The sequence below is a fragment of the Gordonia sp. N1V genome, from assembly GCF_029269935.1.
In the GTDB taxonomy this organism is placed as follows: Bacteria; Actinomycetota; Actinomycetes; order Mycobacteriales; family Mycobacteriaceae; genus Gordonia; species Gordonia polyisoprenivorans.
On sequence record NZ_JARJDD010000021.1, the window covers coordinates 13,066 to 32,198 of the forward strand.

Annotated in this window: 15 protein-coding genes, 1 tRNA gene and 1 pseudogene; 13 read left to right on the plus strand and 4 right to left on the minus strand. The window is 67.9% G+C overall.

Going from position 1 to position 19,133, the window contains the following annotated elements; translation table 11 throughout:
- Positions 1 to 3 precede the first annotated feature (3 nt).
- The 7 genes from P3L18_RS22055 to P3L18_RS22085 are packed head-to-tail and all read left to right on the plus strand — an operon-like array spanning position 4 to position 8,835.
- Positions 4 to 1,167 (plus strand): LLM class flavin-dependent oxidoreductase, encoded by a 1,164-nt coding sequence (locus tag P3L18_RS22055; protein WP_276115230.1) that lies wholly within the window; start codon positions 4 to 6, stop codon positions 1,165 to 1,167.
- The gene (locus P3L18_RS22060) at positions 1,167 to 2,795 is read left to right on the plus strand and encodes an ABC transporter substrate-binding protein (RefSeq protein WP_276115231.1); all 1,629 of its coding nucleotides are present in this window, start codon (positions 1,167 to 1,169) and stop codon (positions 2,793 to 2,795) included. Before P3L18_RS22055 ends, P3L18_RS22060 begins: the two co-directional genes overlap by 1 nt.
- 6 nt (positions 2,796 to 2,801) lie before the next feature.
- Positions 2,802 to 3,791, plus strand: a complete 990-nt coding sequence (locus P3L18_RS22065; protein ID WP_006368300.1) for an ABC transporter permease — start codon at positions 2,802 to 2,804, stop codon at positions 3,789 to 3,791.
- Positions 3,784 to 4,668, plus strand: a complete 885-nt coding sequence (locus P3L18_RS22070) for an ABC transporter permease (RefSeq protein ID WP_079931601.1) — start codon at positions 3,784 to 3,786, stop codon at positions 4,666 to 4,668. Before P3L18_RS22065 ends, P3L18_RS22070 begins: the two co-directional genes overlap by 8 nt.
- Positions 4,665 to 6,266 (plus strand): ABC transporter ATP-binding protein, encoded by a 1,602-nt coding sequence (locus P3L18_RS22075; protein WP_079931602.1) that lies wholly within the window; start codon positions 4,665 to 4,667, stop codon positions 6,264 to 6,266. Before P3L18_RS22070 ends, P3L18_RS22075 begins: the two co-directional genes overlap by 4 nt.
- Positions 6,259 to 7,452, plus strand: coding sequence for an LLM class flavin-dependent oxidoreductase (locus tag P3L18_RS22080; protein ID WP_079931603.1), 1,194 nt, complete (start codon positions 6,259 to 6,261; stop codon positions 7,450 to 7,452). Before P3L18_RS22075 ends, P3L18_RS22080 begins: the two co-directional genes overlap by 8 nt.
- 12 nt (positions 7,453 to 7,464) lie before the next feature.
- Complete coding sequence (locus P3L18_RS22085) at positions 7,465 to 8,835, plus strand: NtaA/DmoA family FMN-dependent monooxygenase (protein WP_276115232.1); 1,371 nt, start codon at positions 7,465 to 7,467, stop codon at positions 8,833 to 8,835.
- A 6-nt stretch (positions 8,836 to 8,841) separates the two neighbouring features.
- Here the strand turns inward: P3L18_RS22085 and P3L18_RS22090 are convergent, their stop codons facing one another.
- From P3L18_RS22090 to P3L18_RS22100, 3 genes and pseudogenes are all read right to left on the minus strand, one after another.
- Positions 8,842 to 9,567, minus strand: a complete 726-nt coding sequence (locus tag P3L18_RS22090) for a M24 family metallopeptidase (protein ID WP_276115233.1) — start codon at positions 9,565 to 9,567, stop codon at positions 8,842 to 8,844.
- 498 nt (positions 9,568 to 10,065) lie between these two features.
- Positions 10,066 to 11,340 (minus strand): annotated as a pseudogene (locus P3L18_RS22095) (DUF222 domain-containing protein).
- Between the two features lie 215 nt (positions 11,341 to 11,555).
- The gene (locus tag P3L18_RS22100; RefSeq protein ID WP_276115234.1) at positions 11,556 to 13,253 is read right to left on the minus strand and encodes a GMC family oxidoreductase; all 1,698 of its coding nucleotides are present in this window, start codon (positions 13,251 to 13,253) and stop codon (positions 11,556 to 11,558) included.
- Between the two features lie 263 nt (positions 13,254 to 13,516).
- Here P3L18_RS22100 and P3L18_RS22105 point away from each other — a divergent pair, with 263 nt between their 5' ends.
- The 4 genes from P3L18_RS22105 to cobF all read left to right on the plus strand — a co-directional run bounded on the left by P3L18_RS22105 (position 13,517) and on the right by cobF (position 16,647).
- On the plus strand, positions 13,517 to 14,668 hold the full coding sequence (locus P3L18_RS22105) for a HoxN/HupN/NixA family nickel/cobalt transporter (protein WP_276115235.1): 1,152 nt from the start codon (positions 13,517 to 13,519) through the stop codon (positions 14,666 to 14,668).
- A 100-nt stretch (positions 14,669 to 14,768) separates the two neighbouring features.
- Positions 14,769 to 14,841 (plus strand) — tRNA-Arg (locus P3L18_RS22110).
- Between the two features lie 199 nt (positions 14,842 to 15,040).
- Positions 15,041 to 15,859, plus strand: coding sequence for an SDR family oxidoreductase (locus P3L18_RS22115; protein WP_265076907.1), 819 nt, complete (start codon positions 15,041 to 15,043; stop codon positions 15,857 to 15,859).
- Between the two features lie 5 nt (positions 15,860 to 15,864).
- On the plus strand, positions 15,865 to 16,647 hold the full coding sequence (gene cobF / locus P3L18_RS22120) for a precorrin-6A synthase (deacetylating) (protein ID WP_276115236.1): 783 nt from the start codon (positions 15,865 to 15,867) through the stop codon (positions 16,645 to 16,647).
- A gap of 1 nt (position 16,648) precedes the next feature.
- On the opposite strand, the gene P3L18_RS22125 is transcribed toward cobF, so the two are convergent.
- A complete protein-coding gene (locus tag P3L18_RS22125; RefSeq protein WP_276115237.1) occupies positions 16,649 to 17,392 on the minus strand; it encodes a 3'(2'),5'-bisphosphate nucleotidase CysQ in 744 nt (247 codons plus the stop codon).
- Between the two features lie 25 nt (positions 17,393 to 17,417).
- On the opposite strand from P3L18_RS22125, the gene P3L18_RS22130 reads away from it, so the two are divergent.
- The gene (locus P3L18_RS22130) at positions 17,418 to 18,317 is read left to right on the plus strand and encodes a DNA-formamidopyrimidine glycosylase family protein (protein WP_079931613.1); all 900 of its coding nucleotides are present in this window, start codon (positions 17,418 to 17,420) and stop codon (positions 18,315 to 18,317) included.
- Positions 18,314 to 19,129, plus strand: coding sequence for an SAM-dependent methyltransferase (locus tag P3L18_RS22135; RefSeq protein ID WP_276115238.1), 816 nt, complete (start codon positions 18,314 to 18,316; stop codon positions 19,127 to 19,129). The genes P3L18_RS22130 and P3L18_RS22135 overlap by 4 nt, the downstream gene beginning before the upstream one ends.
- The last annotated feature ends 4 nt before the right edge of the window (positions 19,130 to 19,133 follow it).

The window sequence follows — 19,133 nt, forward strand, 5'->3', positions numbered from 1 at the left end:
CTCGTGCCATTTCATGACCATGCCCCGTTGTCGGTGCTCGATCTCGCGCCGATCAGCGAGGGCTCCAATCCTGCTGCCGCACTGGCCAACACGATCGACCTCGCGCAGCACGCCGAGCAGTGGGGCTATCGCCGCTACTGGGTCGCCGAACATCACTTCGTCGCGGTGGCCGGCTCGAATCCGGCTGTCCTGATCGGTCAGATCGCCGGCGCCACCACCACCATCCGGGTCGGGTCGGCGGCGGTTCAGGTCGGCCAGACGACCGCGGTCTCGGTCGTCGAGTCCTTCGGTCTGCTCGACGCCTTCCATCCCGGCCGTATCGACCTGGGTCTCGGACGCTCCGGTCAGCGGCGCGCGGAAGCGGTCACGGCGACACCCACGCCTTCGACACCCACGCCGTCGACACCTGCGGCGACCCTGCCGCGGCTTCCCGGCCCGAGTCGTGTCGTCGACGGTGTGGTGCTCCCCGAACCGTTCGATGTGTCGGCGCTGCTGGCGAATTCGCGTCTGGCGCGCAGCTTCGAGGTGCTCACCCAGCCCGGTGCGCAGACCCCCGATTTCGCCGAGCAGGTCGCCGACATCGCCGCATTGCTCGAGGGCACCTATCGCAGCCCGTCCGGTCTCCAACTGCATGCGGTGCCCGGTGAGGGCGCCGACGTCGAGCTCTGGATCTTCGGTAGCAGCAAGGGTCAGAGCGCTCAGGTGGCCGGCGCGCGCGGACTGCCCTTCGTCGCCAACTACCACGTGAGCCCCGGCACGACGCTCGAAGCGGTGCAGGCCTATCGCGCCGCCTTCCGGCCGTCGGCGGTGCTTGCCGAACCGTACGTGGTGGTCTCGGCCGATGTGGTGGTCGCCGAGGACGACGACACCGCACGCCATCTCGCCTCCACCTACGGGCACTGGGTGTACAGCATCCGCAGCGGCCACGGCGCCGTCGAGTACCCGGATCCGGCCACCGCGCCACCACTGGACGACGAGCAGCGCGCACTGGTCGCCGACCGCCTCGAGACCCAGTTCGTGGGCAGCCCCGACACCGTCGTCGAGCGTCTCGCCGCGCTCGGAAAGCTGACCGACGCAGACGAACTCGTCATCACCTCGGTCACCCACGATCACGGTGACCGGCTGCGCTCGCACGAACTCCTCGCCAAGAAATGGGGCCTCATCTGATGCGTGGCATCACCACCACCGTCGCCCGTACCGCGACGGCAACCGTTGCCGCGCTGGCCGTCTTCGGTCTCGCCGCATGCGGCGGGGGCTCCTCGCAGTCCGACGACGCCGGCCCGCCGGTGTCCGGCGGCACGCTGCGCTACGGCCTCTCCGACGCGCCCACCTGCTCCGACCCCGCCCAGAGCGCCACCAACCAGACGATCTACGTGACCCGTCAGATCGTCGACTCACTGACCGACCAGGTACCCGGAAGCGGCGACCTGAAACCGTGGCTGGCGCAGAGCTGGGAGGTCAGCCCCGACGCCAAGACCTTCACCTTCCACCTCAAGCCCGACGTCACCTTCAGCAACGGCACCCCGCTGACCGCCGACTCGGTCAAGAAGAACTTCGACGCCATCGTCACCACCCTCGGCGGCGCCAAGGCGCCCTTGGCCGCAACCTATCTCAGCGGCTACACCGGCACCACCGTCGTCGACCCGTTGACCGCACGGGTCGAGTTCTCCGCACCGAACGCGCAGTTTCTGCAGGCGACCTCCACCCCGCAGCTCGGCATCCAGGCCGACGCGACCGTCGCCGCCACACCCGAACAGCGGTGCCAGGGCACCAACATCGGCTCCGGGCCGTTCGTCTATTCCGCATGGCAACAAGGCCGTTCGGCCGCCCTGCGCAAACGCACCGGATATCAATGGGGCTCGGCGGTGTTCACCCATACCGGCGACGCCTACCTCGACGGGATCGACTTCACCGTCGTCCCCGAGTCGGGTGTGCGCACCGGTTCACTGGGCTCCGGTCAGCTCGACGCCATCAGCGATGCCCTCCCCAACGACAAGGCACAGATCTCCTCGGCCGGTGGCAAGGTACTCACCGCGGTGAACCCCGGCGTGCCATTCGGCCTGCAGCCCAACGTCTCCCGTGGAGTGCTCGCCGACGAGCAGGTCCGCACCGCACTGCTCCCGGCGATCAACCGCACCGAACTCGTCGACACCGTGCTCGACAAGGACTTCCACCCGGCGACCGGGGTGCTGGCCGCCAACACTCCGGGTTTCCACGCCGAGACGGCGGCGCTGACCTTTGACGCCGCCAAGTCCCGGCAGCTACTCGACGCCGCGGGCTGGCGGCCCGGCCCGGATGGCATTCGCGTCAAAGACGGCCGGCGCCTGTCGTTCTCGGTGCTCTACAGTCCGGTGTTCGCCGGCAACCAGGCGATCCTCGAACTCGTCCAGCAGCAGCTGAAGAACGTCGGCGCCGACATGGCGCTCGACGTGGTGCCGGCGGCCGAGGCCACCGTCCGACAGAACGCCGGCGACTACGACGCGATCTACTACAACGTGACCCGTGCCGACGGGGATATCCTGCGCACCCAGTTCGGATTGACCACCCGAAACCTGAACCGGCGCGGTCCGATTCCCGCGTTGGATACGGCACTGGCGCAGCAGCAGAGCACCACCGACACCGCCGCTCGCAACGCGGACCTGGCCACCGCCCAGACCCAGATCATCGAGCACGGACTGTTCCTGCCCACCATCGAACTCTCCCAGGCCATCGGTACCGCGGGCACCGCGCACCAGGTGTCCTTCGACGCCTCGGCACGCCTGCAGTTCCACGACACCTGGCTCTCGGGTCGGTGACCGGCGATGATCCGCTATCTCGCGATCCGCATCGCCTCGGCCATCGGGGTGCTGTGGGCGGCATTCACCGTCGCCTTCATCATCCTGATCCTGCTGCCCTCGGATCCGGTGTCGATCGCAACCTCGGATGCCTCGATCCCCGCCGACCCGGCCGCCGTCGCCGCCCTCAAGGCCCGCTACGGGCTGGATCGTTCGGTGTGGCAACAGTATTGGTCGGCGCTGACCGGCGCGCTGCACGGTGACTTCGGGCTGTCCATCTCCCAGGGGCGTCCGGTCACCGACGTGATCGCCGACGCCCTGCCCGGCACCGTGGCGCTCACGCTCACGGCAGTGGCACTCGCCGCGGTCGGTGGGGTCGGACTCGCGGTGCTGGCGACGTGGACCCGCTCGACGCTGCTGCGTCGGGGGCTGTTGTCCATCCCGCCGCTGGTGGTGGCCCTGCCCACGTTCTGGGTGGGACTGGTCCTGTTGCAGGTCTTCGCCTTTCGTCTGCCGTGGTTCCCGGCATTCGGGGACACCCGGCCCGGGTCCATCGTGCTGCCCGCGGTGACGCTGGCCATTCCGTACGCCGGGGTACTCGGGCAGGTGCTCGTGACCAGCATGACCGCAACCGATGCGGCGCCGTTCGTGCAGACGGCCACCGCCAAGGGGGCGAGCCGCGGGCGCGTCATCACCCGACACATCCTGCGGGTCTCGTCGCTGCCGGCGCTGACGGTGGCCGGCGTCGTCGTCGGCAACCTCCTCGGCGGGGCGGTCGTGGTGGAGACGGTGTTCTCCCGACCGGGTGTCGGCAAGCTCGCCCAATCCGCCGTTCTCGCACAGGATATCCCGGTCGTGCTTGCGCTGGTGACCCTCTCGGCGCTGGTCTTCGTCACCATCAACCTGCTCGTCGACGTCGTCTATCCGTTCCTCGACCCCCGCATCCTCAGCGGTGCGCGCCGACGGGAGCCGACGGCGCGCGACAACGACTCCCGGACGGAGCTGATCAATGTCTGACTCATCCGACACCGGTGTGTCGGTGCCGTCCTGGTCGTGGAGTCCGACGGCGGCGCGGCCCGCGGCGGTGTGGGCGTGGCTGCGGTCAAATGCCGCGGTGACCCTCGCGGTGATCGTCCTGGCACTTGCCGTCGGATTCGCCGTGGCCCCAGGCCTGTTCACCGGACGGGACCCGCTGCTGGCCGTGCCCTCGGAGAAACTCTCACCACCGGGTGCGTCGCACTGGTTCGGCACCGACAACCTCGGCCGCGACGTCTACGCGCGATTCGTCCACGGGGCGGGTCTGTCGCTGACGGCGACCATCGGTGCCGTCGGGGTCGCGTTGCTCGTGGGGGCGATCCTCGGGTTGTTCGCCGGTACCGCAGGGGCCGTCGCCGACGGGGTGATCATGCGGGCCATCGACGTGATGCTCGCCGTCCCACAACTGTTGCTGGCCCTGGCCATCGTCGCGGCCCTGGGTTTCGGCACCACCAAGGTCGCGATCGCGGTGGCGGTGGTGCTGGTCGCGAGCTTTGCGCGGGTCATGCGGGCCGAGGTGCTGCGGGTCCGCCACGCCCCGTTCGTCGAGGCGTCACGTGCCTTCGGGGTCCCGGCCCCGGTCGTGCTCGTGCGGCACGTGTTGCGCAACTCCTACGCCCCGGTGCTCGCCCTGGCGGCCGCCGAATTCGGGATGGCGATCCTGCTGATCTCGTCGCTGTCGTTCCTCGGCTTCGGCGCCACCCCGCCGACTCCCGAATGGGGATCCCTGATCGCCGACGGCCGTGACTATCTGGCCACCGCCTGGTGGATGACCACACTGCCGGGATTGGCGATCGTGGCCGTCGTGCTCGCGGCGCACACCGTCGGCCACCGCATCTCGGCGGGAGATCACCGATGAGCCCGGTATCCGATCTCCCTGTCCTCGACGTGACCGATCTGCGCGTGGCGTACCGAACCAACGGCATCGAGACCGAGGCGGTCCGCGGAGTCGATCTCACGGTGGCGCGGGGCGAGACCGTTGCCGTGGTCGGGGAGTCCGGATCCGGGAAATCATCGGTGGCGCACGCGATCATCGGACTCCTACCGCGCACGGCGCACTCCACCGGCCGCGTGCACCTCGGAGATCTGCGGATCGACGAGCTCGGCTCCCGCGCCATGAACCGGATTCGGGGCGCACGGATCGGCCTGGTTCCGCAAGACCCGGGCACCGCACTCAATCCCGTGCAACGCGTGGGTGATCAGGTCGCCGAAGTCCTGCGCATCCACGGTCGCGCCGCCCGCAAGACGGCCCGCATCCACGCGCTCGAGCACCTCGCCGACGCCGGCATCGACGATCCGGAGGTGCGCTACCACCAACTACCGCACCAACTCTCGGGCGGACAGCGGCAGCGTGTGCTGATCGCGATGGCGATGGCGTGCGAACCCGAGTTGATCATCGCCGACGAACCCACGAGCGCCCTCGACGTCACCGTGCAGCGCCGCATCCTCGATCACCTTGCCGCCCGCGCCGCCGATAGCGGCACCTCGATCCTGTTGATCACCCATGACATCGGGGTGGCCGCCGACCGTGCCGATCGGCTCGTCGTCATGTCCGGCGGGCAGATCGTCGAAAGTGGTTGGACAGCACAGATTCTCACCGAGCCGCGTCATGCCTACACCCGGCGATTGATCGCTGATGCACCCGCACTCACCTCGGGCACCCTAGCCGCACCCCGCGACGACGACGCACCGGTCATCGCACGCGCCGACCACATCTCGAGGTCGTTCCGGGTCGGTCGTGGCAACGGGTTGACCGCCGTCGACGACGTGTCGCTGGCGGTGCGCGCCGGGCAAACCCTGGCGGTGGTGGGGGAGAGCGGGTCGGGCAAGACGACCACCGCCCGCATCCTGGCCGGGCTGGAGACCCACGATTCCGGCGTCGTCGAGGCCGGTGACCGTCGCGGGGATGTCGGCTTCGTCTATCAGAACCCCTTCTCGTCGATGAACCCGAAACTGACTGTCGAACAGATCATCTCCGAACCGCTGCGTGGGGTCCCCCGAGCACAGCGCCGACGTCGCGTGGACGAGCTCCTCGCGGCGGTCGCGCTCGAACCGGGTCATGCGCGCCGACTGCCCACCGCGCTGTCGGGTGGGCAGCGCCAGCGGGTGGCGATCGCGCGTGCCCTGGCCACCACCCCGAAGCTACTCATCCTGGACGAGCCGGTCTCCGCCCTCGACGTCACCATCCAGGCGCAGGTCCTGCGACTGCTCGCCGATCTCCAACGCCACCACGGCATCGCCTATCTGTTCATCTCGCACGACCTGGCCGTCGTCCGGCAGATCAGCCACCGGGTGGCGGTCATGCGCGCCGGCCGGATCGTCGAGGAGGGGCCGGTCGAGGACGTCTTCGACGACCCGCGCCACGACTACACCCGCGCGCTCCTCGACGCAATCCCCGGAGCGGGCCGTACCGCCGGTTCCTCCACCAACCTTCCCAAGGAGTCCGCTCATGCCTGATCAGATCCGCCTGGCCGTCGCGTTGTCCGATGCCGGCTGGCACCCCGGCGCGTGGCGTGAGCCCGGTGCGCGCCCCACCGAACTGCTCACCGGCCGCTACTGGGCAGATCTGGTGCGCGAAGCCGAATCCGGCGCCCTCGACCTCGTCACCCTCGACGACGGTCTCGGACTGCAGCGCGACGATCCGCTACGCCCCGACGACCGGACCGATCGGGTTCGTGGACGGCTCGATGCGGTCCTCGTCGCCAACCGGGTGGCGCCCACCACACGTGCGATCGGCCTGATCCCGGCGGCGATCACGACCCATACCGAACCGTTCCACACCGCCAAGGCGATCGCCACACTCGACTACGTCGCACACGGACGTGCCGGGGTGCAGCTGCGAGTGGACGGATCGGCCGCCGATGCGCAGTTGTTCGGCCGTCGTACGCTGCCCGACCTGGTGCCTGCCGACCCCGACCCGGTGATCCTCGACGCGCTGTTCACCGAGGCCGCCGACTACGCCGAAGTACTGCGCCGATTGTGGGATTCGTGGGAGGACGACGCCGAGATACGCGACGCCGCCACCGGGCGCTTCATCGACCGCGACAAACTGCACTACATCGACTTCGAGGGCGAATACTTCAGTGTGCGTGGACCGTCGATCACCCCGCGTCCCCCACAGGGGCAACCGCCCATCGCCGCACTCGGACACAACAGTTCGGCCTACGACCTGATCGGCCGCGTCGCCGACCTCGGATTCATCACCGCGCGCGATGCGGCCACCGCTACCGCGGCCGTCGCCGAGATCGACGCCGCCCGGGTGTCGGCGGGGCGTGCCGATCCGGTGCGGGTGTTCGACGATCTACTCGTCATCCTCGGCGACACCGACGCCGAGGCCACGGCCCGAGCGGCACGACTCGACGAGCTCGCGGGCGCCGAATTACACAGTGATGCACCGATCTTCGTCGGTACCGCCGCCGGTCTCGCCGACCTCATCGAGGAGCTTGTCCCCGCCGCCGACCCGGGGCACGCGCTCGCCGGGGTGCGGTTGCGCCCCGCGGTGCTGCCCGACGACCTGTTCGCGATCACCGGCCAACTGGTCCCGGAGTTGCGTCGCCGCAAACGTTTTCGCACGGAGTACACCGCAACCACCCTCCGCGGGCACCTCGGACTCACCCGCCCCGCCAACCGCTACGCAGCCTGATCGGAGACCGCCATGACCGCACCCCGCAAGGAAATCCATCTCGCCGCGCACTTTCCCGGCGTCAACAACACCACGGTGTGGAGAGACCCCGCCTCGGGCAGTCACATCGAATTCGAGTCCTTCGAACATTTCGCCCGAACCGCCGAACGCGGCAAATTCGACTTCTTGTTTCTCGCCGAGGGGTTGCGGCTACGGGAGCAGAACGGCCTCATCTACGACCTCGACGTCGTCGGGCGGCCGGACACGTTCTCGATTCTCGCAGCACTCGGCGCCGTCACCGATCGGCTCGGCCTGACCGGCACCATCAACTCCACCTTCAACGAACCCTACGAGGTGGCACGGCAATTCGCGAGCCTCGATCACCTCACCGACGGACGTGCCGCCTGGAACGTGGTCACCTCGTGGGACGAGTTCACCGGGGAGAACTTCCGACGTGGCGGATATTTGCCGAGCTCCCAACGCTATTCGCGGGCCAAGGAGTTCCTCGACACCGCGATCGAGCTGTGGGAGTCCTGGCGTGGCGACGAGATCGTCGCCGACAAGGCATCCGGCCGGTTCCTGCAGGACGGCGCGGTCGGCGAATTCGCGCACCGCGGTGAGCAATTCGACATCGAGGGACGATTCTCGGTGCCACGCAGCCCGCAGGGTCGGCCGGTGATCTTCCAGGCCGGTGACTCCGAGGAGGGCCGTGAGTTCGCCGCTGCGAAGGCGGATGCGATCTTCTCCCGGCACAGTGCCTACGAGGAGGGACGCGAGTTCTACCGTGACGTCAAGTCCCGGCTGGCCAGGTACGGGCGTCGCCGTGAGCAGCTGCTGATCCTGCCGGCGGCCACATTCGTGTTGGGCGACACCGACGCCGAGGCGGCTGACCTCGCTCACGAGGTGCGTCTCGCACAGGTCAGCGGTGCCACCGCGCTGCGCTTCCTGGAGCAGGTGTGGAACCGGGATCTCTCCGACGTCGACCCCGACGGTCCGCTGCCGCAGTTCGATCCGGTCGTCGGCGAGCACACCATCGCCCGCGGACGGGCCAGCGTGCGGTCATACCGTGATCCGCTGCAGACCGCGCGCGAATGGCGCGAACGTGCCGAGGCCAACAACTGGTCGATCCGCGAACTCATCATCGAGGTGACCGGCCGGCAGGCCTTCGTCGGCAGCGCGCAGACCATCGCCGAGCGCCTGGATCACGCCGTGCAGAACGATGTCAGCGATGGCTTCATCCTCGTTCCGCACATCACGCCCGGCGGGCTCGACCGGTTCGTCGACGAAGTGGTGCCCATCCTGCAGGAGCGCGGGAGTTTTCGTGCCGACTACACCGGTACGACGCTGCGCGACCATCTCGGGATCGACCGCGTCGCGCAGGGGTCGGGGCGCGCCGCGTCCTGAAGGAACTCAGGGGAGGTCGAGCAGTTCCTCGCAGAAGCCGCCGAAGCGGCGATCCGGGGTCAGGAGGTGCACCTCGAGAATCCAGTGGCATTGCCGGCCGGCGCGGTCGGTGCGACGCATCGGCCCCTCGGAACCGGGGGCGATGTAGCTCTCGATCTCGGCGGCATCGATGTTCTCGTGCGGGAACTCGCCGACGAGATGCCCGGCGATGTCGCCGCCGAACTCCCAGCCTGCCTCGCGGGACAGTTCGACCACGCGGTCATAAAGCTGCGCTCCGGTGATGTCGGGGTGGGTGCGGAAGTGTTCGCGTCCGGCCTCCCACACCTGGCTCAGCGATGCGCGCAGCGCGTGTTTGGTCGGGTCATCGCCGAGGACGAACGTGCGGCCGAAGTCGGCCTCCCACTCCTCGAAGATCGGACCGAAGTCCAGGAAGAGGATTTCGTCGTCGGCGAGGATTCGGTCCGGCGGATTGGCACGGTAGGTCTGCAGGGTGTTCTCGCCGGCGCGGACGATCCGTTTGTGCCAGTGCCGGGTCACGCCGAACATGTCGGCGGCGAGGTCGCGGATCTCATTGGACAGTTCTCGTTCGCCCACACCCGGTCGGATCATCCCGCGATCGGTGATCTCGGCGAACAGTTGCTCAGCCTTGGCCTGGGCGTCGAGAAGCCGACGAACCCTGGCGTCCTCATCCGGGGAGTCGCCGAGTTCGGGGGAGGTGTCGACTGTCGTCACCCGTCCATGCTCGCACACCCAGGCAACTCTTGGTCGTGAGCTACTCATTCCCGTTCCGCTGCCCATTGCCCCGATGGTCTCGGCACGCGGGTCGCACCTCGACCAGCGATCTATGATGCTCCGCCCTTCCCGCCCGACGGCCGTCTCATCCTGGTGGTCGAGGTGCCGAGGAGCGATAGCGACGAGCCTCGAGACACCTTGTGCCGAAAGCATTCCGGTCCTCGGTGGTCCGAATACAGCGCCGGCGCAGTCGGTCTCGAGGCTCGCCGCACGCGGCTCGCACCTCGACCAGCGGGGGGACCGTTCCCATCCTGGTGGTCGAGGTGCTGAGGAGCGCCAGCGACGAGCCTCGAGACCCCTTGTGCCGAAAGGATTCCGGGCCACGGACGGCACGACACCTCGACCATCGGGTGGGGATTATCTCTATGGAGTTCTCAAACAACAGATGCGGTCCCGGCCGGGCCGGGTGCGGGGAATCAGGTTGTGGGGCAGCGTAGGTCAGGCTGCTACGTCGTCGAGTCGCATGGTCCGTCGGTGATAGGCCGGCACCGGCCGGCGTTTCGGATCGATGCTGGCGGGTGGAACCAGCCACGGGTGCCGGTCGAATCCCATGATGATGTCCCATCCGTGGTGGTGGACGTCGTCGTGGCAGCTGGTGCACAGCAGGCAGCCGTTGTCGAGGTCGGTGGGACCACCATCGGCCCAGTGGTGCACATGGTGTGCTTGGCAGCGTCCGGCGTGTGTTCCGCATTTGATGCATCCACGATCCCGGACGAGTAGTGCTTTGCGTTGTCCTGGGGTGAACAGCCGTTCTTTGAGTCCGACGTCGAGGGGTACGCCGTCGGGGTTGAGGATGATTCTGGTGATGGTGGTGTCACACGACAACAGCTTGGCGGTGGCTTCGGTGATGGCACCCATGTTCTGCAAGTTCCCACCGACCGCGGGGTTGTCCGCTGACCAGGTCCACAGCAGGCCGTTGGTGGGTTTGGCTGAGAACGTGGTGTCGGCCAAACCTTGTGCCGCCAACTCCACGATCGTTTCGAATGCGGCCGCACAGATCTGTTCGGGTGTTCGCGGATCCGGGGATCCGTCGGGTTGAGGTTTGGGCGCCGACAAGGTTTCCATCAACGTCCGTGTTTTCTCGCCGGCAACGATGTCGAGGTTCGCCGAGATCTCCAACCGGCCGTCGTCGGTGATGCGGTCGGTGTAGGAGTTGATCGTCTTGTCTTCGGCGGCCGGTAACCCGCCAGGCGTCTCGGCGGCCAGTTCGTTGCCCAACTGTCGTGCGTAGAGGTTGATCCCGGCGGGGGTGAAACCAGCGAAGTAGTGCGACAAGAGTTTCCGCAGGTATTCACACCGCTGCACCGTGTCGAGGGGTTTGGGGGAGCGGGTGTCGATGTGGCCCAGTCCGCGGACGATGGCGTCGGTGTGTTCGGAGGAGATGGACCCGTCCGCGGCGTGCGCGAGCAGCAGATCCACATCGGTGGTGGCCGAGATCCGCACGTACCGACTTGCGACGGCGGGTGCGAAACCCATGCTGATCAACAGTTCCCGCAGTCGGGTGGTTTTGTGGTCGGCGACGCCCAGCCTATCCATCTCGCGGGTGAGGGTGGTGGCGTGATGATCGATCAGGTTCCGCAACAACAGGACTTGTTTCATCGCACCGAAGGCCTGCGGTCCGGTCATCTACGGATTCCATTGCAGGTCGCTGAGTTGGGTGACAATCCCGGCGAAAACTGCCTCGGCATCAAGAGCTTCAGTGGTGTCGATCATGGGCCCCTCCCCAGTGGCTGATCGGTGTGATGACTCCACATTACTCGAACATAGGGATCAAGGCAAGGGTGTTCGATGGTTGTGGGGAGACAAAGGTGCTTGTGGACAACGGGTTTCGGTGATGGGCTGGCTGATATTTTCTGTCGGTGGGGTGTGGTAGAGGTGCGGCTTCCGTGACCGAGATGCCGTTGTGGTTGGGACGCTTGTGCCTCTCGCTACGCGTACAGCCGAAGCGCGCCTGGCGCGTGGTCGGGAACAGTGGGATGCTGCGGTGCGACGGCGGTGATCCGGCGATACGGTGCGCCGAGCGGCGGTCGCGGGTCGGCCTCTCCGGCGTTGGGCCAGAACGCCATGGCGCGTTCGGCCTGGGCGGTGATGGTGAGCGACGGGTTCACGCCGAGGTTCGCCGAGACCGTGGATCCGTCCACGATGTGCAGTCCCGGATGACCGAACGCCCGGTGATAGGCGTCGACGACGCCGTCGTCGGGACCGTCCCCGATGGCGCAGCCGCCGAGGAAGTGGGCGGTCATCGGGATGTCGACGAGGTCGAGGATCGACCCACCCGGATCGCCGTCGATGCGGCGCGCCGCGGCCCGGACGGCCGTGTGTCCCTCGGGAATCCACCGTGGGGGCGGATCGCCGCCGCCCGGTCGGCTCCGTAGGATCGGGCCGAATCGTCTTATCCGCGCGTGTAATTCGATCGAGTTGTCGACGGTCTGCATCACCAGCGCGATGATGGTCCGCTCCGACCAGCGGTGCACCGACAGCGAGCGGGCGGCGGTGATCGGGTGCGCGAGCATGGTCAGTACCGCGCGCAGCAGCCGTGGCATGCGTCCGCCGCCGTCGACGAGAACGGCCTGCAGGAGCCCGATCAGGTTGCTGCCCTTGCCGTATCGGACTGGCTCGATGTGGGTGTGATCGTTGGGATGAAACGACGACGTGATGGCGACACCCTCGGTGTAGTCGACGTCGGTGGTGTGGGCCGTCGCGGCGAGGACGGCCTCTGAGTTGGTGCGTACCACCGTCCCGAGTCGGGCCGACAGATCCGACAGTCGTCGTGAGCGCGCCATCTTGAGCAGCAGTTTGTTGGTGCCGTAGGTACCGGCGGCCATCACGACCTGGTCGGCATACAGCGTCCGGCGTCCTCGCCACGGTGCGCCGGTGCGGTGGGTGCTGACCTCATAGCCACCGCCGTGCGGGTGGAGGCAGTCGACCATCGTCATCGGGATGATCTGTGCCCCGGCCTGTTCGGCGAGATACAGGTAGTTCTTGACCAGGGTGTTCTTTGCGCCGACGCGACATCCGGTCATGCACGCGCCGCACTGTGTGCATCCGGTGCGTTGTGGTCCGGCTCCGCCGAAGTACGGGTCGGCGACCGTGACGCCGGGCGTCCCGAAGAACACCCCGACCGGGGCCGCGACGACGGTGTCGGCGACTCCCATCTCGTGGGCGACCGATTGCATCACGCGATCGGCGGGGGTGACACCCGGGAAGCTCGTCACGCCGAGCATGCGGGTGGCCTGGTCGTAGAAGGGGTCGAGCTCGGCGGCCCAGTCGGTGATCGCGCTCCAGTGCGGATCGTCGAAGAACGCCGCGGGCGGGCGATACAGCGTGTTCGCGTAGTTGAGCGATCCGCCGCCGACACCTGCGCCGGCCATGACCAGCACGTCGCGGAGCGGATGGATGCGCTGGACGCCGAACAGTCCCAGTGCCGGCGCCCAGACGTAGTCCCGGAGTCGCCAACTGGTCGTGGGCAACTCGTGGTCGGCGAATCGACGTCCGGCCTCGAGGACGCCGACGCGATAGCCCTTCTCGGTGAGTCGGAGTGCGGCGACCGAGCCGCCGAAACCCGAGCCGACGACGAGGACGTCGAAGCGTTCGGGGTCGTGCGCGGGTGCGTCGGGAGGCGTCATGGGATGTGATGCTAACGACAATCATAGAAACAGTCCAGACTGCTTGTAATACTGACTCGGCCCGGACAAGTGCGACATCGAGGCTGTCCGGTCGGGTAGGTGGTGGCCTGATGTGGTGGCCCTACTGTGTCCGAAGTGCACGATTCGCTCTTGCGGCGCAGGGGATCTGTGGAGAACAGTCGGATCTCGCTCGCCCGAAACGCTCGCGTCCGGGCAATTCATCTGTTGAGATGAACAGATCATCTGATGAGGAGTTCAGCTGCATGACAACGCAATTCGCTCAACAAGGACAAAAAGGACGCCCGTCGCTCGGTGGTCGACTCGCTCAGCTCCGCCGGTCGCTGTCCCCGGCCGAATGGGCCAGTATCGGCGGCATGGTCGCCGTCGTGGCGGCCCTGCACATCATCGGATGGGTGACCCTGGTCGTCTTCGTGGCACCGCACGACTTCAGCGTCGGGCAGAAGACCCTGGGCCTCGGCGTCGGGCTGACCGCCTACACCCTGGGCATGCGTCACGCCTTCGACGCCGATCACATCTCGGCGATCGACAACACCACCCGCAAACTCCTCGGCGACGGACAGCGGCCGATGACCGTCGGATTCTGGTTCTCGTTGGGGCACTCCACAATCGTCTTCGGGCTGGCGTTGTTGCTGTCATTCGGTGTGCGGGCACTCGCGGGGCCGGTCGAGGACGACTCGTCGGCGCTGCACCACTACACGGGTCTCATCGGCACCACGGTCTCAGGCGGCTTCCTCTACCTCATCGCCGCGATCAACATCGTGATCCTGTTCGGGATCGTCAAGGTCTTCCGCGCGATGCGTCAGGGCGACTACTCCGAGGACGAACTCGAAAAGCACTTGAACAACCGGGGTTTCATGAACCGCATCCTCGGTCGCTTCATGAAGTCGGTGACCAAGCCGTGGCAGATGTACCCGATCGGGGTCCTGTTCGGGCTGGGCTTCGACACCGCGACCGAGGTCGCCCTGCTCGTCCTCGCCGGCAGTAGCGCCGCCGCCGGACTGCCCTGGTACGCGATCCTGTGCCTGCCGGTCCTGTTCGCCGCGGGTATGAGCCTGTTCGACAGCATCGACGGCACGTTCATGAACTTCGCCTACGGTTGGGCCTTCGCCAACCCCGTGCGCAAGGTCTACTACAACCTCACCATCACCGGACTGTCGGTCGTGGTCGCCTTCGTCATCGGCACCATCGAGATCCTCGGACTGCTGGCCGACGAGTTCGGCTGGAGCGGCCCGTTCTGGGACGACGTCTCCGGGATCGACCTGAACATCGTCGGCTACGCCATCGTCGGTCTGTTCATCGTCACCTGGCTCGTCGCCGTGGTCATCTGGCGCGTCGGGCGAATCGAGCAGCGGTGGGCGCTGGCACCGGCGACCGTGGCCGACCGCGTCGAGTAGTCGCGGTTCAGTGGGTCCGGTGAGGTTCGGTGCGTCGCCCCGCAGCCGCTGACGTAGACTGCCCGTGGCGTCGACCCGCTGCTTCTGGGTGTCGCCGCCCGCCTCAGTAGCTCAGGGGATAGAGCATTCCTCTCCTAAAGGAAGGGTCGCAGGTTCGAATCCTGCCTGGGGCACTGTGACATCCTTGCCGGCCTCCGGCCGGTGTGCGCCTGCTGTGTTTCAAAGAGATCCACGGAGGCGCACCCGCAAAACGAACGCCGACCGAGTATGCCAACGCCCGCGGTGCACCGACCGCGTCGGCACATTCACCCGGCGTTCGCGCCGCGTCGACGGGTGACCTGGTCATCGAGTCGCTGCGCTACGGTGAGCATCGTGGACTCGCGGAAACCTCAGACAGTTCTCGTCACCGGCGCGACCAGCGGAATCGGCGCCGAGGTGGCACGGCAGATGGCGGCGCTCGGGCACCGCGTCTACGGCACCAGCCGTCATCCCGACAAGGTCTCCGACCCGATTCCCGGTGTCACCTACGTGCGCCTGGACAACGCCGACTACGCCTCGGCGGATGCCTGTGCCGCAGAGGTCGGCGACGTCGACATCCTCGTCAACAACGCCGGCGAATCGCAGGCCGGTGCGCTCGAGGACACCCCGATGAGTGCCATCGAGGATCTGTTCCGCGTCAACGTGTTCGGGCCCGTCGCCCTGACCAAGGCGGTCCTGCCGGGTATGCGGCAACGGCGCCACGGCACGGTGATCATGGTCGGGTCGATGCTGTCGAGCTTCCCCGTCGCGTTCCGCTCCAACTATGCGGCGACCAAGTCGGCGCTCAAGGCCTTCGCGCTGGCGACTCGACGAGAGGTGGCGCCCTACGGAATCCGGATGATCAGCGTCGAGCCGGGGACCATCGCCACCGGTATCGGGGGCCGGCGCAGCATCCACATCGATGACGGATCGCCGTATGCGGCCGAGTACGAGACCCTCGCCGCCGCCACCCGACGCAACGAGGACGCAGGGATCGACGCGCCGACGATGGCGCGGGTCATCGTCGAGGCCGCGCTCGCCGAGCATCCGAAACCGTTCTACGCCAAGGGAAACAACGCGGCCATCGTCTTCGCGCTGCGGCGGCTGGTGCCGCGCCAGATCATCCTCGATGTCACCGCGCGCAAACACGGGCTTCCGCGCGTGAAGATCTGAGCGCCGTGCAGGTCACCATCCGCGTCATCGGTATCGGACCGGGAGATCCGCGGCAGATCACGCTGCAGGCCATCGACGCCATGGCCGGCGTCGACGTCTTCCTCGCGCTCGAGAAGGGCGACGCCAAGGACGGTCTGCTGCAGGCTCGCCGCGACATCCTCGAACACCATGTACCGCAAGGTTATTCGCTCGTCGAGATTCCTGATCCGCCCCGCGACAGACGTCCCGCCGACTACGACGCCGAGGTCCGCCGCTGGCACGCCGCCCGTGCGGAACTGCTCGCCCGGGCGATCCTCGCCGACGTCCCCGACGACGGGGTGGCGGCATTCCTCGTCTGGGGCGACCCCGCACTCTACGACTCCACCCTGCGCATCGTCGACGACCTCGCCGCACGCGACGACATGCAAGTGTCGTTGGAGGTGATCCCGGGCGTCACCAGCGCGTCGGCGCTCACCGCCGCACACGGGATCGTCGCCAACCGGGTGGGCGAGCCCATCCACATCACCACCGGGCGTCGCCTCGCCGAGACCCCGCCGGGCGCCGACACCAACCAGATCGTGATGCTCGACGCCGATCTCGGTTTCCGCCACACCGCCGCCGCCGACGACGAGATCTGGTGGGGCGCCTATCTCGGGACGCCCGACGAGATCCTGATCAGCGGCCGCGTCGGCGACGTCACCGACGAGATCGTCGAGACGCGTGCCGCCGCCCGCGCCCGAATCGGCTGGATCATGGACATCTACCTGCTCCGCACGGCGCGACAGGCTCCGGGGGACGCCCCGGGATAGGTCACCACCACACCTCGCCCACCACGTCGAGGATGTCCTCGGCGAGTTCGGGCCGGCAGATCACGAAGTCGGGCATGTACGGCTGCGGCTGGTTGTACACGATCGGCGTGCCGTCGAGCCGGCTGCAGTGCAGCCCCGCGGCGAGCGCCACACCGACCGGTGCCGCGTTGTCCCACTCGTACTGCCCTCCGGAATGGACGTAGGCGTCGGCGTCACCGCGCACCACCGCCATCGCCTTGGCGCCCGCCGAACCGATCGGCACCGGGCGTAGCCCGAGCCGGCGCGCCACCGCGGCCACCTCGTAACTCGTGCCCCACCGTGAGGTCGCGATGCGGCCCGACGCGTCGGCGGGCACGGCGTCGACGGTGTCGGTGCGAAAGACCTCTCCCATCGCCGGCAATGCGACGGCGGCGTCGGTGACCGCACCGTTCTCGGTGAGTGCGACGTGCACCGCCCACTGATCGCTGCCCGCGGCGAACTCGCTGGTGCCGTCGAGCGGATCGATGATCCAGACCCGCTGTGCCACAGCGCGGTCGCCGACGTCGGTGGCCTCCTCGCTCAACACCGCGTCCCGCGGCCGGTGCCTGCGCAGAACGGTGCCGATCCACGCCTGGGCGAGCGCGTCACCGGCATCGCCGAGCAACCGCCCACCCAACAGGTCGCCGGAGCGCACCCCGAGCAGGATCTCCCCGGCCCCGACCGCGATGCGTGTGGCCAGCTCGGCTTCGGAAAGACCGGAACTCATCTGTTCACTAGAGCACACTGGTGTCATGCCCGAACTGCCCGAGGTTGCCGCGATCGCCGATTTCGTGGACGGACGTACCGCCGGACTACCGATCCGGCGGGTGGACATCGCATCGTTGTCGGTGCTCAAGACCGCCGACCCCCCGTACACGGCCCTGACGGGGCGGCTCGTCGAATCCGTCGGCAGAGTCGGCAAATACCTGATCATCCGCACCGTCCCGGGTTCCGAGACCGATCCCGAACCGGTCATCAACCTGGTCATCCACCTGTCCCGGGCGGGCTGGCTGCGATGGAGCGAGGATCTCTCACCCAAACCCCTTCGACCCGGCGGCAAGAGCCCGATCGCGCTGCGGGTGCACTGCGGGATTCCCAGCGCCACCGGTGGCGAGGGTTTTGACGTGACGGAGGCCGGAACGCAGAAGCGGTTGGCGGTGTGGATCGTCCGCGACATCACCGAGGTCGAGCGCATCGCGACATTGGGGCCCGACGTCCTCGCGCTCGATCGCGACGAGTTCGCCGACATCCTCGCCGGCACCGGCGCGCGCATCAAGAACGTGCTCACCGATCAGCGGGTGCTCGCCGGGATCGGTAACGCCTACTCCGACGAGATCCTGCACACCGCGAAGCTCTCTCCGTTCGGCACCGCGAAAACCCTGACCGGCGAACAGATCGACACCCTCTACGAGGCGATGCGCGACGTGCTGACCGACGCGATCGGGCGTCTGGAGGGCCAGGGCGTGGCAAAGCTGAAGTCGGAGAAGCGGACCGGACTCAAGGTGCACGCCCGTACCGGTCTGCCGTGCCCGGTGTGCGGGGACACGATCCGTGAGGTCGCCTTCAGCGACCGATCCTTCCAGTACTGCCCGACCTGCCAGACGGGTGGCAAGGTTCTCGCCGACCGCCGGATGTCGCGACTCCTCAAGTGAGGCAAGAACTGTCCGAAGACGGTGTGGTCGCGCAACTGCGGGCGGCCGGGTGCGTGTTCGCCGAGGAGGAGGCGACGATCCTCCGCGAGGCCGCCGCCGACGACGCGGATCTGACCCGGCTCTTGGCACGCCGGGTGGCCGGTGAACCGATCGAGCATCTCGTCGGCTGGGTGGAGTTCGCGGGCCGGCGCCTGGCGGTCGGGCCCGGGGTCTTCGTGCCGCGTCGACGGTCGGAACTGCTCGCCGCCGTTGCCGTCGGCGCCGCCGCATCCCGGCAGCGCCCGGTGATGGTCGAACCCTATTGCGGTGCAGCACCACTGGCGTCCACCGTCGGCGCCTGGATGCCGACCGCGCGGGTGTACGCCACCGACATCGACGACGTCGCACTGCGATGTGCGCGCCGCAACCTCGGTGCCGACGCCGGGGTGCTGCGCGGCTCGGGTCTGGCCGGGCTGCCCGCAGCGCTGCGCGGACGGGTGGACGTGATCGCGGCCGTCCCGCCGTACGTACCGGACGCGGCGCTCGCGTTGTTGCCGCACGAGGCCGCCGACCACGAACCCCGCCGGGCACTGCTGGCCGGCGCCGATGGACTCGACCACATCGGCACCCTCATCGCGCAGGCGCCCGGATGGCTGGCCGCCGACGGCGTGCTGGCGATCGAGATGAACGAGGAGCAGGCGCAGATGGTCACGGATCCGGACGATCGTTTCCCAACAGCGGCTCTCGCCCGCCGCGTCCTCTTCGCCCGCCCCGTTCTCTATGCCACCGACGACTCCCGCACCGTGGTACTGGCGCTGACGATGCCCGGCTGATCTG

Coding starts and splice junctions, on each gene's coding strand:
- P3L18_RS22105 (WP_276115235.1), top strand. CDS start 13,517: ATGACAACGCAATTCGCTCAACAAGGACAAAAAGGACGCCCGTCGCTC.
- P3L18_RS22085 (WP_276115232.1), top strand. CDS start 7,465: ATGACCGCACCCCGCAAGGAAATCCATCTCGCCGCGCACTTTCCCGGC.
- P3L18_RS22075 (WP_079931602.1), top strand. CDS start 4,665: ATGAGCCCGGTATCCGATCTCCCTGTCCTCGACGTGACCGATCTGCGC.
- P3L18_RS22100 (WP_276115234.1), bottom strand. CDS start 13,253: ATGACGCCTCCCGACGCACCCGCGCACGACCCCGAACGCTTCGACGTC.
- P3L18_RS22130 (WP_079931613.1), top strand. CDS start 17,418: ATGCCCGAACTGCCCGAGGTTGCCGCGATCGCCGATTTCGTGGACGGA.
- P3L18_RS22065 (WP_006368300.1), top strand. CDS start 2,802: ATGATCCGCTATCTCGCGATCCGCATCGCCTCGGCCATCGGGGTGCTG.
- P3L18_RS22070 (WP_079931601.1), top strand. CDS start 3,784: ATGTCTGACTCATCCGACACCGGTGTGTCGGTGCCGTCCTGGTCGTGG.
- P3L18_RS22125 (WP_276115237.1), bottom strand. CDS start 17,392: ATGAGTTCCGGTCTTTCCGAAGCCGAGCTGGCCACACGCATCGCGGTC.
- P3L18_RS22080 (WP_079931603.1), top strand. CDS start 6,259: ATGCCTGATCAGATCCGCCTGGCCGTCGCGTTGTCCGATGCCGGCTGG.
- P3L18_RS22060 (WP_276115231.1), top strand. CDS start 1,167: ATGCGTGGCATCACCACCACCGTCGCCCGTACCGCGACGGCAACCGTT.